The sequence below is a fragment of the Catellatospora tritici genome (genome assembly GCF_019083965.1).
GTDB classification, from domain to species: domain Bacteria; phylum Actinomycetota; class Actinomycetes; order Mycobacteriales; family Micromonosporaceae; genus Catellatospora; species Catellatospora tritici.
The window spans coordinates 132,446-146,701 of record NZ_JAHRCY010000017.1 but is presented as its reverse complement, the minus strand read 5'-3'; the positions used below and the strand labels follow the sequence as shown (position 1 = coordinate 146,701).

Below are 14,256 nucleotides of genomic sequence, written 5' to 3'. Positions count from 1 at the left end.
GGAGGGGGCGGGGTCAGACCTTGAGCAGGTCGAACGCGACCAGCTTCAGCTCGCCGGTCTTGCCGGTGATGACCCGGTTGGCGCGGGTGGTGGCGTCCTTGGCGGCCTGGAAGTGGTCGAGGTACTCGGTGATGGCCTGGTATCCGGCCCACCGGCTGCCCTTGATGGCCTTCTGCGTGTCGGCCTCGGTGATCAGGTACTTGAGCGTGCCGAGCCGCTCCCGGGCGTTGGCCTTGGTCTTGTCCGAGGCGTTGTCGGCGACCGGCCACACCTGCGCGATGATCTTCTCGAACTCGCGGTTGGTCAGCGAGGTCTGGAGCATCCGCTCGGCGGCCTTCTCGAACTCGCCCATGTACTTCCACATCAGACCGAGGGCCTCGCGGGCCTGGCTGATCTGGGAGTTGACGTTGGAGGTGTGCCGGAACGTGTAGTGGCCTACCGCGTGCTGGAAGGCCGCCCGCTGGGTGTTGGCGCACACCACCCGGATGGGGCTAGCGTCCACGCGCAGCGCAGCGGTGCCGTCGTGGGAGGTCGTACCGATCAGATACAGGTCCATCCGGTCGACTCCGGCGATCTCCATCGCGTTCGGCAGCTTGAGCGTGACGAACACGCTCTTGCCTTTACGCAGGCTGCCCGCGGTCTCGAAGTGCGCGCCGCCGACCTGATCGACCAGTCTGTCGAGCATTTCGGCGCACTGCTCGTTCTGGATGACCTCGTAGTCGGTGCCGACGATGCCCAGATACTCGGTGTCGCCGGTGACCGGGTTGCGGCGCACGGTCATCCGCCGGTCGTCGGCCAGGATCGGGATCTCGATGCCGTCCACGACGTCGATGCCGCGCACCGGGATGGTGCGCACGCCCCAGTTGCCGAGCAGGGCGGCGCCCATGATCTCGTGGGCGCTCATCGTGTCCTGGGTGACGGTGCCCAGCTGGTGCCACGCGGACAAACGGGCACTGGCGAAGGCCGTCTGGCCGTTGGCGAAGGTCTCAAGTTCATGTGCCACAGGGGTTCTCCTTTGCAGACATGGAGGTAGGGGCCGAGCCGTGACGGCTCGGCCCCTGAAAGGGATGTGACGGGGTTACTGCTGCCCGGACGGGTCCTCGGCTCGCACGGGATGCGCGAACGTCTTCGGTGCCGGGCTGGCCTGCACGAGGCGGCCTTGGGCGGCAAGGTGCAGGCAGGTGGTGATGACCGCACCGACGCCGACGTGTCGGCCGTCGAGGCGGGCACTGACGCCTTCGGCGATCTGCCGGGGCGTAAACGCCTGGCCGGGTTGCTGGGCCAGGAATTCGATGACGACTTCGGCCAGGGATGGCGGGTCGGACATGGTTGCCTCCGCTCGGCGCGGCCGGGGCCGGGCATCGCCCGACCCCGGCAGTGCCGTCAGGACTGCTCGCCCGTGGCGTCGTCGGCCTCGGCCGTGAGGACGGCAGCGTCCTCGGTGGCGTCGTCGTCCTGGTCGGCGTCGCCGTTGCCCTCGGCGGGCAGCGGGAACTGGAAGGCCCACGGCGACTCGGAGACCATGAGGATGCGGCCGGCCGAACCGAGCTTGCCGCAGTTGTTGCGCACCGCCCCGGAGCTGACGGCCCGTCCGCCGAGCTGGGCGCTGATCTCGGTGGCGATCTCCTGCGGGGTCATCGTGCGGCCCGCGTTGGCCTTGAGCGTGTCGAACGTCAGCCGCTCCAGCTCGCCCTTGGCGAACGGCTGGCTGCCGTCCGCGTTGACGGTGACGTCGGTGCGGCGCACCGGCCCGGCCGTCGCGAAACCCGCCGTGCGGATGGGCATCCGCTTGGGCAGCGTCACCACGTGGGCTGTGCCGTCCTCGGCCACCACGTGCAGCGTCCCGTCCGGGCGGACCAGGGGCATGATCTGAGCGACCGCCTCCGGCGACTCGGACAGTCCCTTAACCACCTGGAAGCACACCGGGCAGCGGGGCGGCTCCGGGTTCGGGTCCACATCGCTGGCCTTGGTCGGTCCGGCGATCCACCGCCCCGGCGTGCCGGGCAGGCGGCGGGCGGCGTCGGCCTGCTCCATCGCGGTCAGCAGCCGGGAGGCAGTCGGGTGCCCGATGCCGCTCTCCGCGACGATCTCGTCCAGGGTCGCGCCGTCGTCACCGAACTCGGCCAGCACGCCCTTGATCGCCATCACCTTGCGGTCACCTGGACGGCTCGGCTGGACCACGGTGACCCGGGCCTTGCCCTGTGCGGGCTCGTCCTCGTCGTCCTCGTCGTCCTCGTCGTCGTCCGAGTCGTCGTCGGTCTCCGTGTCGTCCTCGTCCGAGTCGGTCTCCGTCTCGTCGTCCTCGTCCTCGCCCGAGTCCTCGTCGGTGTCGTCGTCGCTGTTCTCAGCGTCGGCGTCGGCCTGCGGGGTTTCGTCGGTCTCGGTGGCGTCGTCGTCCGGCTGGGTGCCGGGCTGGGGCTCGTCGGCCGTGGTCTTGTCCTCTTCGTTGCCGTCGCCGAGGTCGGGCTCGTCGTCGCCGGCGGGGTCGCCGTCACCGAGTCCGCTCTCCGCGCCCGTGTCGGTGTCGGTGTCGGTGTCGTCGGCGGTGACGCTCTCCGCGACGCCCTCGGCCATGGTCCACCGGGTGGGAACGCCCTCAGCAGCGTCGGCGTCGGTGTCGACCGGGACGATCAGACTGGCGTCGGCCAGGGCCTTGATCGCCTTGTCGACGGTGGAGCGGGCCTTGCCGGACTGCTCGGCCAGCTCGTGGACGTTGCCCTGGCCGAGGTAGTGCAGGGCGTCGAAGACGGCCCGCGTGGCGGGGGTCATGGTGGACAGGTCGTGCTCTTGCATGGTGGTGTCCCCTCTCTGGGACTTGTGGGTTGGCAGCCCGGCACGCTGGTGTGCCGGGCTGTGGTGCGCCGGGTCGCGGGCAGCAGTCGTCGCGGCAGGCGCGTGGAGCTATGCGCTGCCGTGATGGGGTTGCTGTGATGGCGGCCCGGTGGCCTAGATGGGCGGCGGTTGGCCGCCCGGGGTCAGTCGCCGGAGGCGGCGGGCTCGTCGGCCGCGGGCTCCAGGACGTAGAAGCCGTGGGCCGGGTCGTGGTAGATCCCGGCGTCGGCGTGGGCCAGGCGCAGCTGCCCGGGACCGACCATCAGGTCGAGCTCGGCGTCGGCCCGGCCGACCCGCACACGGGTGCGCCGTCCAGCGAGCTGCCGCTGGCGGCACGAGTTGGTGTGGGGCAGGATGACGAGGATCGTGTCGCCGGGGTTGACGTAGCGCCGCCGCAGCGGCTTTCCGGCGTTCTCCTTGGCGTACGCGGCGCGGTCGGCGTCGCCGATGAGCGCCTCGGCCCAGTTGCGGGCGTAGCGGTATTCGCGGCCCAGCTGCTCGATGCCGTCCAGCGGCCCGGTGACGGCGGCGATCGTGCCGGACAGGTCGTCCTCGTTGATCAGCGCGGTCCGCAGCCGGTCGACGGTGAGCAGCAGTTGCGTGCGGGCGTGGCGAAGGTTGATGGCGGCCTGCGGCAGGTCGGCGGCGGCGGGGATCGGGTCGGCGGCGTGCTGGTCGAGGGTGCGGCCGGTGAGCTGGGTGATCCAGCGGCCCACCGCATCAATGCTGATCATGTTGGCCTCCTAGGCGGCGAGCTGGTCCAGCTCGGTCGGGTCGAGCTGGTCGGGGGTGCGGCTGCGCCAGGCGGCCGAGTGCCGCAGCTGCCACCAGCGCAGCAGCGAGCGGCAGGCGGTGGTCAGGTCGTCGCGGTCGGGAAGCCGGTAGGACATGGGCGACCCGGATTCGGCATGTGCCTGACTGCTGCAGGCCGTGGCCTCGTACTTCCCGTCCGGGGTCTCGGCGATCAGCCCGACGATTCGGTCGGCGTAGGGGACGCCGAATGCCTTGGCGGCTTCGGTGTCGGCGGTCGCGCGCCAGAAGCGGGGCGAGGTGCGTGACAGGGTGATCACGCCGTGGGCCGGGTCGCCGGGGTATAGCAGCAGGTGCTGCTCGTCGCCGCCGCTGATCGTGCGGTGCCTGCGCCATGCCATGTAGGCGTCGAGGAGCACGTCGGCCAGCACGTGGTGCCGCTCGATCGCGGCGAGCATGCCGGACAGGTCTTCGCGTTGGCCGGCGGTTCGGAGTTCGGGGCGGGCCGTCAGCTTCGGGACCGCACTGTCGAGGTAGGTGGTGGTGGCGTTGTAGGCCCGTGCGGTCTTGTGCAGCAGGCGGGCGAGGTCGCCGACGGCGTCTTCGGCGGCGGTGTCGTAGCGCCACAGCTGATCGGGCAGGACCTCGTTGGTGGCGGCGGCGATGCGCCGAAGGGCGTGATCGGTCAGGAACATGGAGGTCTCCTTGTCGTGGGGTGGGGTGGGGGCATGGCGAAGGCCGGTCGCAGCGGGGCTGCGACCGGTCCTCGGGTGTTCGTTGGGGTTTAGGCGATGGTGACGGCGCACAGGCGTGCGCTGGGCTTGAGGCTGCGCAGGTAGGTGCACGCCTCGTTGAGGAAGCGGAACCGGTCGGCGATCGAGTCACTGGTGGGCTTGAGTAGACGCCCGTCAGTGGTGATCAACATGTCGCCGACGATGGCGATGCGCCAGTGCAGACCGGCGTAGGTGGCTTCGCCCGCCTGGTAGACGGACAACTCATAGGGGTCGAAGGTGTGGCCTCCGGAGTAGGCGAGCATCGCGAGGATGCGCGGCTGCTGCTCGAAGCGGCGGCGTGCCTCGGCCAGGCTGACCTTCTTCGGGTCGGCGGTGTGCTGGGCCAGGAAGTCCTCCCAGGTGCGGGCGTTCGGGGTGGTCCCCACGATGTGGGTGTGCCACGCGCGCCAGCGCAGGATCGCCTCGTTGGCGGCTTTGGCGGCGCCACCGTTGAGGTCGAGGCGGCTCTTGCGGCCACCGGCGGCCATGGTGATGGCACCGATCTTGCGGGCGGTGTCGACCAGGTAGTAGCTGAAGAAGCGGGTGAACCAGCCGATGAGGCTGCGGTGGCGCACGTGGAAGCGCCGGGCGGGGGTGCCGTTGGCGTTGAGAAGCTTGTTGACCTTCTCGGCGGCGCTGAACCAGTCGGCGTCTTCGCCGGGGTTGAAGGCCACGGTGACGACCTGGTCGGTGAGCGGGGTGGGCTTGGGCATGGCGGGGTGCTCCCTTCGCGAAGGAGTGGGTTGGGGTTGGTGTGCTGGTGGTGCCACCGGATCGCGGCGTCTGTACCGGGAGTGCTGCCGTGAAAGGCGCGGGGGGCGGGGATCGGGGCCGACCGGAAAGGTGGGCTATGTGATCCCGCTGGCGTGGGCAGGTCCAGGAAGGACAGACGGGCGGCGGTGCGAGCAAAAAGAAAAGAGAAGAAGCTGCACCGTAGCGGCCCGACCTGTCAGCACAACCCCTGTCAGGAAACTCGACCATGCCTCTGACCTGCGCTGACAGGTTTCGCGGTCAGCCGGTCAGGTTCTGTCAGGCGCCCAGATGCAAGACACCCTCGACGTAGTTGGGGTTGGAGGGGTTGTTGCTGCCGTGGGAGCTGGGCAGCTGCTCCAGCCGGACTCGCTGCGTGCCGTCGCCGGGCAGCCACACCGCCTGCGCCGGGTCGGCGTTCTGGGTCGCGGTGACCACGGTGACGCCGCCGGGCTCCTGGCGTAGCAGCCGGTGCAGGTGCTCCTCCCGGATGGGGCTTGCCAGCCAGAACAGCAGCGGATAGCGAGGCCCGCTGTCGGTGTTGAACCGCCGGTAGCCGTCGAGTTTGCCGATCACGCGGGTCAGCGGTTCGCTGCCGGTGTCGGCCTCCAGCCAGAACCCGACCGTGGTCTCGTCGCGGGTCCACAGGCCGTGCCCGTCCGGGTTGATCATCGCCTTGCTGCTCTTGAACTGCTTGGCCTGCTGCTCGGACCACCACCGGTCTAGCGATGCTCCGTCGTGCCGGCGGGCATGCTCGCCGAGGCGTACGAAGAACTCGTTCACCGTCAGCAGGTGGGTCAGGCGCGGGTTGGCCGACAGCCGAGTGATGCGCTGGCTGGAGGCTCGTGCGGACGGTTCGGGCTCACCTCGTGCGGCAGCCTGGAACCGTTGCCCCTCATGGCCCAGCACCCAGTGGTACGGGTCAGTGCCTCCGCCCGTGCGGGCGAACCGGAACCGGTCTACCAGCCCGAGGCCGAGCAGCTCGGCGAGGCGGTGCCGGGCGGTACGCGGGGCGTGGAAGAACAGGCGGGTGATGTGGTCGGTGGTCAGGACCTGGTGGTGGTCCAGCAGGGTCATGAGCTGACGGTCACGTGAGGTGATGTGCGGGTAGATGGCCAGCAGGCCGTGTGAGGACCGCGTATGCGGCATGGATGTCACCCCTGTGTGGAGAAGAGGAGTCCCTATTGGGAGTCTGGATGAGTTGATCTTTCCTCCGGACCCGACCGGTGCCGGTGTTTGGGCTGGTCAGGCACCTGACAGGCGGCCCGGGACGGGTTCCGTTGGGGGCTCCGATCGAAGACATCCCCAACGGAGCCCCCCACGCAGCCGCCCCGGGCAGCCCCAACGGCCCGAGCGAGATCGGTCAGTCGGTGCCGCTCATGCGCCGCCGCATCGCCTCGCGGGCCACCCGATGCATCGGCGGCTCCTCACCGGTCACGGCGTGCGCGGCGGCGATCTCCTGACGCAGTGCGGTGGCCTCGCCGACGATCGGCGCGGGTGGGTTGGTGGTGAAGGTGAACGCGGCCATCTCCCGGTTGCTGACCAGAAGCCGCGCCGCGGCGGTGTAGACGTCCAGATGCCCGAGGTCGTGATCGTCGAGTTCCGGCTTGGTGTGCCGGGCCATCTCCCGCGCGTCGCTGGGGTCGATGTTGAACACGACCTTGGAGCGGGCGTTGGCCGACATCGCGGCGGCCGTCTCCTTGGGCAGCTGAGCCAGATCCTGATGCGCCAGGACCATGCCGAGCCGGTAGCCCCGGGCCTCGGCCAGCATGTCGTCGACCGAGCCCGGCAACGTGAGGAAGTTGTGGGCCTCGTCAACGTAAAGACAGGCGTCTTTGCGCTGGTCTTCGGGGATCGCGGCGCGGGCGATGGCGGCCTGCCACACCCGGGCGACGATCAGCGAGCCCAGGATGCGGCTGGTCTCCTCGCCGAGCTGGCCTTTGGGCAGCCGGCACAACAGCACTCCGCCGTTGAGGATGTCGCCCATCTGGAACGAGCTGGTCGAGTTCCCGATCACCGACTTGACGAAGTCGCGCAGTAGGAACTGCCGCAACCGGGCCAGGACCGGGGCGATGACCTGGCCCCGGAAGTTCTCGTTGATCGAGTCGTACCAGGTCCAGAACCCTGCCAGGCCGTCCGGATCGTCCAGGCCCACCGTGTAGCGGCCCCGGAAGGTGCGGTCCGACAGCAGCGGCGGTACCAGGCTCAGCGTCGAACCCGCGTGGCGCATCAGGGTCAGGCACGCCACCCGCAGGGTGTCGTCCATGCGCGGACCCCACTGCCGGGCGAAGATCTTGGCGAAGATCCCGACGAGGTTGTCGACGGCCAGGTGCGGATCGTTGGTGTCCTCCAAGGGGTTGAAGCGGCCCGGGTTGGGCTGGTCGGGGTCGATGAGCACGATCCGTTTCGCCAGCGACGCCGGTACCCGGTCCAGGATGTCGGTGATCAGGTCACCGCGCGGGTCGATGACCACCGTTCCTCTGCCCGCCTTGATGTCGCCGACGATCATGTTCAGCAGCAGCGTGCTCTTGCCGACGCCGGTCTTGCCGATGACGTGCATGTGCTGGCGGGCATCGGTGACGTTGATGCCCACCGAGTGGCCGCCGATCTGCGACCGGCCAAGGACTTTCACACCCCGTCCGCCGGAGGGGATCTGCACCGGCGCCGGCATCGCCTTGGCCCGAGCCCGGTCCAGGCCCGGCACCGCCAAATCCTGCGGCAGCGCGGCCAAAGCTGCGAGCTCCGGCACCGTCGCCAGGAACCCGCGCCGCAACCGCCTTCCCGCAAGAGTCGCCACCGGATGCGGCATCTTCATGCGCCGCAACCGGTTCGGACCGGTGTACGCCGCGGCGGCCGAAGCGACCGTGTGCCTCAGCCCGACGAGGCGCTCGCGGATCTGCTTAGCCCGCGCCTTGTCCGGCGCGGTCTTGCCCGCGTCGGCTGCGACGGCGAACCGGACCGCGATCTCGAAGTGCGGCACCCGGATCGCCTTGTCGACGATCGTGCGGGCGTCGGCGGTGGCCACCGGATCGCGCTCACCCGCCCGCACCTGCGTACGCGCCGGTGTCCGCCGTGACGGGCCGGGCGTGAACGCATCCAGGACCCAGATCAGCGGCTCGGTGAGCAGCCGGGCGACCCCGGAAACAGCACGGGCGGCCACATCGGGCCGCCCGTGAGGGTGGGTGCCGGTCGCCGCCGCCGTTCTTCGCGCGGCACGGACCCGCCGGGGTGCTGCCGGTCGGGCCAAGATCTGCACGCACGCGTGTTCGCGGTCGCGGACCTCGGCCCCGGCCGACAGCAGCGCCCGCAACGGGTCCGCGTCGTGCTCGGTGCGCAGCGGCAGCGCATCGGCTGCTTGCGTCCAGTGCGCCCCGCCGACCTGCTCGACCACGCTCGCCGGGATCGGCGGGGCGGCATCCTGCACGGTGAGGGTGGCGGCGGGCCACGCCGCCCGGATCGCGGCCTCGACCGCGCCGGGCGGCACCGTACCGGGCACCCACACCCGGATCGTCAGCGTGCGGCCGGTCCAGGTGTACTCCCACCCGATGTGCGGCATACCGAAGATCCGCCGCCGCCACACCGAGGGCGTCAGGACACCCATGATCGTGGTCCAGAACGCCGCCGCTGACTCCGGTGTCACCTCCGGCGGCGCGGCCACCGTCAGCCACCGCGCCCCGCTCACATAGCGCTGGTGCCGCCAGGCGAGCACCTTGTCGCGGGCGACAACAGTGGCGATGATGGCGGCGGCGGCCACGAACGCCAGCCAAGGCCGGGCCGAGATCCATGACCAGACCTCGCCCAGCCGGGTCCAGGTGTCGGGATTCATGACGCCTCACCGATCCCCGTTGTCAGAACTTCCTGGAGTTCCGCGCTGCGCCCTCGTTGGCTGCGTGGTGTTGGCGCTGGCCAGGGCTGGTTGTTGAGGTCGCCCGTGCAGGGGACGCGATTCTGACTTTGCGTCAGCAACACTGACGACTTGTAGGGATTCATGGCGTTCTTCCTGTTCTCGGGAAGGTTAGTGTCCGATGGCGTTGGCATTGGTGAGGTCCATCGACTCGCCGCGGCGCCTGGGCACTGCGCAGGAGATCGAGGACTACGAGCAGGAGTTGGTGGACCGGTTTCTGCTGGCGTCGGTCGGTGCCGGTTGCCGGGACTCGACGATCGCGGGCGACCGAAGCGTGTTGTTCGAGTTCATCCGGTTCCTGGGCAGACCGGTATGGACCGCGAGACCGGCTGATGCGGATCGCTATCTGGCGCACTAGCGTCGGGACCTCGGCCGGGCGCACTCCACGGTGGCGGGCAAGGCCATCACGCTGGGCCAGTTCTTCGACTTCCTGACGGTCCGGCACCAGGGCGACATTCACGCCCTCACCGGGCACGTCGTCGAACAGGTGATAGACGAGTTCAACCGCCCGGCCAGCACCGACTTCGGCGCGGCCCGGGTGCCGCCGGCCGAGGAGGAGGTTGTGCTGCTGTTCGAGCGCTGGGGTCAGTGGCTGCCCGACGCGCGCAAGTTCCTGACCGCGGCTCGTGACTACATGGCCGCGTCGTTGTGGCGGCGGCTTGGTCTGCGGATCCACGAGAGCTACATGCTCGACATCCGCGATTGGCGCCGCGATCTGGGCGAGTACGGCAACGTGCATGTGCGCTTCGGTAAGGGCAGCCTCGGCCGCGGTTACAAGACCCGGCTTGTTCCGGCGATCAACTCGGCGCGGGATCTGCTGGACTGGTGGATGGTTGATGCGCGCCACCAGTTCGGCGACGACTACACCAACCCCGATGCGCCGCTGCTGCCTAGTGAGCGGTTGCCTGACCCGGATACTGGGTTGTGCCGCCGGGCTGGTGACCAGGTGCTGCGCGATGGGCTGACTCGGGCGGTCGGCCTGTGGCTGCCTGCGTGGAGCGGGCGTTTGACGCCGCACGTGCTGCGGCACTTCTGTGCGTCGTCGCTGTATCGGCGTGGCATGGACATCAAGGCGATCCAGGAGCTGCTTGGGCACTCCTGGTTGTCCACGACGACCCGGTATGTGCACGTCCCGGCAGAGCATGTCGAACATGCGTGGACCGCCACGAACGCGCGGACCGCGATTCGGCTCGGACTGACGGCGGGGTGAGGGCGGTGCGGTGGAATCTGCGGATGCGCGCAGCCCAGCTGGGCATCTGGAAGTCGACGGAGATGCGCCGACGTCTGGCTGTTGCCGGGCTTGAGGTCAGCCACGGCAAGATGTCGGCGCTGTGGACGACGACACCGACCACGATCCGCCTGGACGACTTGGAGGTCATCTGCGCGGTGCTGGACTGCACGCCAGCAGACCTGTTGATCTGTGAACCGGGCAGGGTGCGCACCGGCCGACCTGCAGTCGTGGAGCAACCAGCCGCAGCGGCTGGGCAGCTGCCGCCGCGGTTGGGCCGCAACAGAAGCGCGCCGCCGGCATGACGGGCAAACGCCGACCGTGCCGGGTCTGCCGGGTCCGTCCTCCGGCGATGCGGGAGATCCCGTACTGCTTCGTGTGCTGGCCGGGCGGTCCGGTGACGCCGCCGCCCTGTTACAAGTGCGGATCCACCTTGGCCTACTGGAGTTCGGGGCTGTGTTCGCGCTGCCATCCGGGCGCACCCGGCGCGAAGTCGTCGGTCTGGCGCGGCGGCGGCGTGTTCACGGAGAACCAGGTCGTCATCGACTCCTGCGTCGACTGCCAGGCGTGGGGCGTCACCCGGACCACGCGGTGGCTGTGCTGGGGTTGCAAGTCATGGCGCGAGTCGCATCCGCACGTGGCCCTGTGCCCGGGGTGCGGCCGGGAAGTCGCCGTGCATTCTGCCGACGGGATCTGCCGGCTCTGCCACAAGCAGCGGGGCATCCTGGCCCGGTTCACCGGCCGCCGCGTCGACGACTTCACCGTCGATGACGTCGCGCGCATCGGCCAGCAGCTGTTCTTCGCCGACATGTGGCACGGCAGCGGCGGCAAGGCCGCCTACCGCAAACGGACCGCACCGGCCGATATGAGGCTGCTCAAGCCCGTGTCGTGGCAGCAGTTGACGATCGGCGACGTCCCGCGGGATCTGCGGCTGGGCATGACCCGCGGATTCCCGCCGCCGCCCGACGACGCGCGCGTTGCCGCGTTCAATCAGCTCGTCAACGACCACGCGGCCAGGCACGGCTGGCACAGCGGCAAGTCCGAGCGGATCAAGCGCGCCATCCGGATCCTGCAGGGCACCCAGGACACCCCCGGTGCGAGGTTCAAACGCAGCGACATCGCGCTGCTGTCGCGCATCAAGCACTCCGCCCAGGTCGTCGCTGACGTCCTCGCCGAGGCCGATCTGCTTGACGAAGACCGCCAACCGGCCGTGGTGCGCTGGTTCCACGTCACCGTCGAGGAGCTGCCCGAGCCTATGCGCGCCGAACTGCAGGTGTGGTTCGACGTCATGCGCAACGGCTCCACCGACACCCCGCGGCAGAAGCCGCGCTCCGACACCACCATCAGCACCAAGCTGCGATGGGCGATGCCCGCGCTACGGCACTGGGCCGCCGCCCACGACTCTCTGCGCGAGGTCGGGCGCGAGAACGTACTCGAGGTCATTCCCCCTCAGCCGGGCACGGCCCGGTCGACCTTGCTGCAGGGACTGCGTTCCATCTTCACCGTGCTCAAGGGCCGCAAACTGGTGTTCGTCAACCCCACCATCCGGATCAAGGTCACCGGTCCGATAGCCGCGCCGCCGCCTCCGGTCGACCTGCAGCGACTACGCGACAACCTCAACTCGACAGACCCCACGAAAGCGGCGCTCAGCGCGCTACTGGCCTTCCACGCTGTACGCATCCGCCAGCTGCGCCATCTTCTGCTCACCGACTTGTGCGACGGCAGGCTGCATATCGGTGACCACGTGATCCTGCTGGCCGAACCGGTACGACAGCGGCTGGCCGCATACCTCGACTACCGCCAGCAGAACTGGCCCACCAGCACCAACCCGCACCTGTTCATCCACCAGCGCAGCTGGTCACACCAGCGGCCGGTATGGCCAGCGTGGATCAACCAGCAACTCGGCATGTCCGGCCAAGTCATCCGCCGTGACCGCATCCTCGACGAAGTCCACGCCACCAGCGGCGACATCCGCGCACTCACCGACCTGTTCGGCCTCACCGCCGCAGGAGCCATGCCCCACGTGATCAGCTTCAACCGCGCCGCGAACGACGACGTCAACCGCTCATAGTCAAGACCTCACCGAGCTATCTCGCCTGCACTGCTGCAGCGTCCCGAGATAGGCTCCGGCGGCGTGTTAGCGAGAACTGGCCCCCCACCCAGGTTAGAGGCATCGCTCACGTGGCGACGCTACGCACGGTTACGGCCGAGGATCCTCCTCGGCGATGGGCCGTACGGACTGCCGACCGGATCGCGGCTTGAGGGCATTGGGCGGTGCATGCACACGTTCGATCCGTGATGTAATTGATCAATGGAGTTGGTCGTTGAGGCTGAAGGTGTCGTCCTGCCCGCCTCACTGGATTTGCCAATGGGGCATGCACGCGCCGCTGTTGTGGCGTTGCATGGCGCCGAGGCCGGCCAGCGCTCCTTCTTCCTGTATGAGCACCTTGCCAGTCTGCTCCCAGCCGCAGAGATTGGGGTGCTGCGTTACGACCGGCGGCCCGCGAAAGACGGAAACGACGTGCCGTTGGCGGTGCAGGCCGCCGACGCGTACGCGGCAGTACAAGCGCTGCGTCGGCAGATCGGGGACGTTCCGATAGGGCTCTGGGGGTTCAGCCAGGGCGCCTGGGCCGCGACCGTCGCAGCGAGCACCAAGCCCGACGAGGTTGCATTCCTGGTGCTGGTGTCCTCGTGCGGAGTATCTCCAGCGCACCAGATGCGCTTCGGCACAGCCGAACAGCTAAGGCGGCACGGCTTCGACCCGGCCGCCGTTGCCGAGCTGATCCACCTCCGCACCACCGTCGAGGAATATCTACGGGGCGACGTCCCTCGCGCCACAGCGCAAACCGCCGTCGACCACGCCGCCGAGCGGCCATGGTTCCCGTTGGCCTACATTCGTCGACAACTACCCGAACGATCAGGCACCTGGGCGGACATGGACTTCGACCCGACATCCGCGATCGCGGGGCTGCCCTGCCCCGTGCTGCTGTTCTACGGCGAGACCGATGAGTGGATGCCCATCGACGACAGCATCGCCGCATGGCGTCATGCGTACGCCACCAAAAACAACCCCGATCTGACGATCTGCCGACTGCCCGGCTGCGGACACCAACCGACCCTGAACGAGAGCCCGAGTCTCGCGGCCATCAGCCCTCGATACACCAGCACCATGCTCGCCTGGTTTGACAGGCAACTGTCAGGACTCTCGACAACATAGAACGGTGCTTCCGGGCGAGCAGTCACCGACAGTGACTCCCGCCTGCCGCTCGACCGGCACGGCCCGGGGCCACTACTGGTTCCCAGTCGGAACCGCCGGTGATCGATATGCGGAGCCAGAATCCGCTCCCAGCTGGCGCCAGAACTCGGCTCTGGCACACTTCCGTGATCGGCTGGGATGGAGCTCAGCATTGGTACGCCGCTGACCGGCCACCATCACTAATCCCGTCACCGACCTGGACGCCTGCCTAAGCACCTTCGCCTGCAAACGGGCTGCCCGCCGAGAATCACTGAGGCTGGAGGACTACCGAGAGGACCGCGACGACGGCGCAGACAGCGACAGCAGCGACCAGGGCCCGCCGAACCTCGGGTTTGGCATAAGCCGCGGCCACCAGCCCGCTGGTCCACGGCAGCGACCAGGCGACAGCAACCGCCCCGACCGTCGTCACGGTCATCTGCCCGGATACGGCCGCCCCGATGACGGGCACACCGACAGCGACAGTGGCGGCGATGACAAGCAGCGCCCGCTGCGGTGGGCCCGAGCTCCGCCCGGCCGGCCACGCCAGCACACCGCCCGCCAGCGCCGCCACCACCCCGGCAACGGCGGTCATCGCGGCGATGGTGACCACGTCGGCCAGATTCGACAAGGCCACACCCCGCGCACCAGCGACGTTGAACCAGTCCCGCACGGCGACGAACCCCTCACCGGCGATCAGCAGCCCGAGCAATCCACCCACCGCCGTGGCCTCGGCAGGCGTACGCCGCGGCCGGAATGCGGCCAAGCCACCTAGGGCCAACAATCC

The 14,256-nt window shown here is 69.1% G+C and carries 12 protein-coding genes and 1 pseudogene; 4 read left to right on the top strand and 9 right to left on the bottom strand.

Going from position 1 to position 14,256, the window contains the following annotated elements; genetic code table 11:
• Positions 1–13: 13 nt before the first annotated feature.
• The 8 genes from KUA19_RS31100 to KUA19_RS31065 form a co-directional block, all read right to left on the bottom strand.
• Complete coding sequence (locus KUA19_RS31100) at positions 14–1,003, bottom strand: DUF932 domain-containing protein (protein ID WP_217401697.1); 990 nt, start codon at positions 1,001–1,003, stop codon at positions 14–16.
• A 75-nt stretch (positions 1,004–1,078) separates the two neighbouring features.
• A complete protein-coding gene (locus KUA19_RS31095; RefSeq protein ID WP_217401695.1) occupies positions 1,079–1,327 on the bottom strand; it encodes a hypothetical protein in 249 nt (82 codons plus the stop codon).
• Between the two features lie 56 nt (positions 1,328–1,383).
• The gene (locus tag KUA19_RS31090; protein ID WP_217401693.1) at positions 1,384–2,793 is read right to left on the bottom strand and encodes a MarR family transcriptional regulator; all 1,410 of its coding nucleotides are present in this window, start codon (positions 2,791–2,793) and stop codon (positions 1,384–1,386) included.
• A 182-nt stretch (positions 2,794–2,975) separates the two neighbouring features.
• Positions 2,976–3,566: a hypothetical protein gene (locus KUA19_RS31085; protein ID WP_217401691.1), complete on the bottom strand. Its 591-nt coding sequence runs from the start codon at positions 3,564–3,566 to the stop codon at positions 2,976–2,978.
• A gap of 9 nt (positions 3,567–3,575) precedes the next feature.
• The gene (locus tag KUA19_RS31080) at positions 3,576–4,277 is read right to left on the bottom strand and encodes a hypothetical protein (RefSeq protein WP_217401689.1); all 702 of its coding nucleotides are present in this window, start codon (positions 4,275–4,277) and stop codon (positions 3,576–3,578) included.
• A gap of 89 nt (positions 4,278–4,366) precedes the next feature.
• Complete coding sequence (locus KUA19_RS31075) at positions 4,367–5,068, bottom strand: hypothetical protein (RefSeq protein WP_217401687.1); 702 nt, start codon at positions 5,066–5,068, stop codon at positions 4,367–4,369.
• A 316-nt stretch (positions 5,069–5,384) separates the two neighbouring features.
• Positions 5,385–6,254, bottom strand: a complete 870-nt coding sequence (locus KUA19_RS31070) for a replication-relaxation family protein (protein ID WP_217401685.1) — start codon at positions 6,252–6,254, stop codon at positions 5,385–5,387.
• 214 nt (positions 6,255–6,468) lie between these two features.
• Entirely contained in the window at positions 6,469–8,931 is a 2,463-nt protein-coding gene (locus tag KUA19_RS31065; RefSeq protein WP_217401683.1) for a type IV secretory system conjugative DNA transfer family protein, read from the bottom strand.
• A 199-nt stretch (positions 8,932–9,130) separates the two neighbouring features.
• On the opposite strand from KUA19_RS31065, the pseudogene KUA19_RS44725 reads away from it, so the two are divergent.
• The 4 genes and pseudogenes from KUA19_RS44725 to KUA19_RS31045 all read left to right on the top strand — a co-directional run bounded on the left by KUA19_RS44725 (position 9,131) and on the right by KUA19_RS31045 (position 13,454).
• Positions 9,131–10,219 (top strand): annotated as a pseudogene (locus tag KUA19_RS44725) (tyrosine-type recombinase/integrase).
• Positions 10,220–10,224: 5 nt separating this feature from the next.
• Positions 10,225–10,542: a helix-turn-helix domain-containing protein gene (locus KUA19_RS31055; RefSeq protein WP_217401681.1), complete on the top strand. Its 318-nt coding sequence runs from the start codon at positions 10,225–10,227 to the stop codon at positions 10,540–10,542.
• Between the two features lie 47 nt (positions 10,543–10,589).
• On the top strand, positions 10,590–12,308 hold the full coding sequence (locus tag KUA19_RS31050) for a site-specific integrase (protein WP_254550363.1): 1,719 nt from the start codon (positions 10,590–10,592) through the stop codon (positions 12,306–12,308).
• 240 nt (positions 12,309–12,548) lie between these two features.
• Positions 12,549–13,454, top strand: a complete 906-nt coding sequence (locus tag KUA19_RS31045; protein ID WP_217401677.1) for an alpha/beta hydrolase family protein — start codon at positions 12,549–12,551, stop codon at positions 13,452–13,454.
• 286 nt (positions 13,455–13,740) lie between these two features.
• Here KUA19_RS31045 and KUA19_RS31040 read toward each other — a convergent pair whose 3' ends face one another.
• A complete protein-coding gene (locus KUA19_RS31040; protein WP_217401675.1) occupies positions 13,741–14,181 on the bottom strand; it encodes a hypothetical protein in 441 nt (146 codons plus the stop codon).
• Positions 14,182–14,256: the final 75 nt, after the last annotated feature.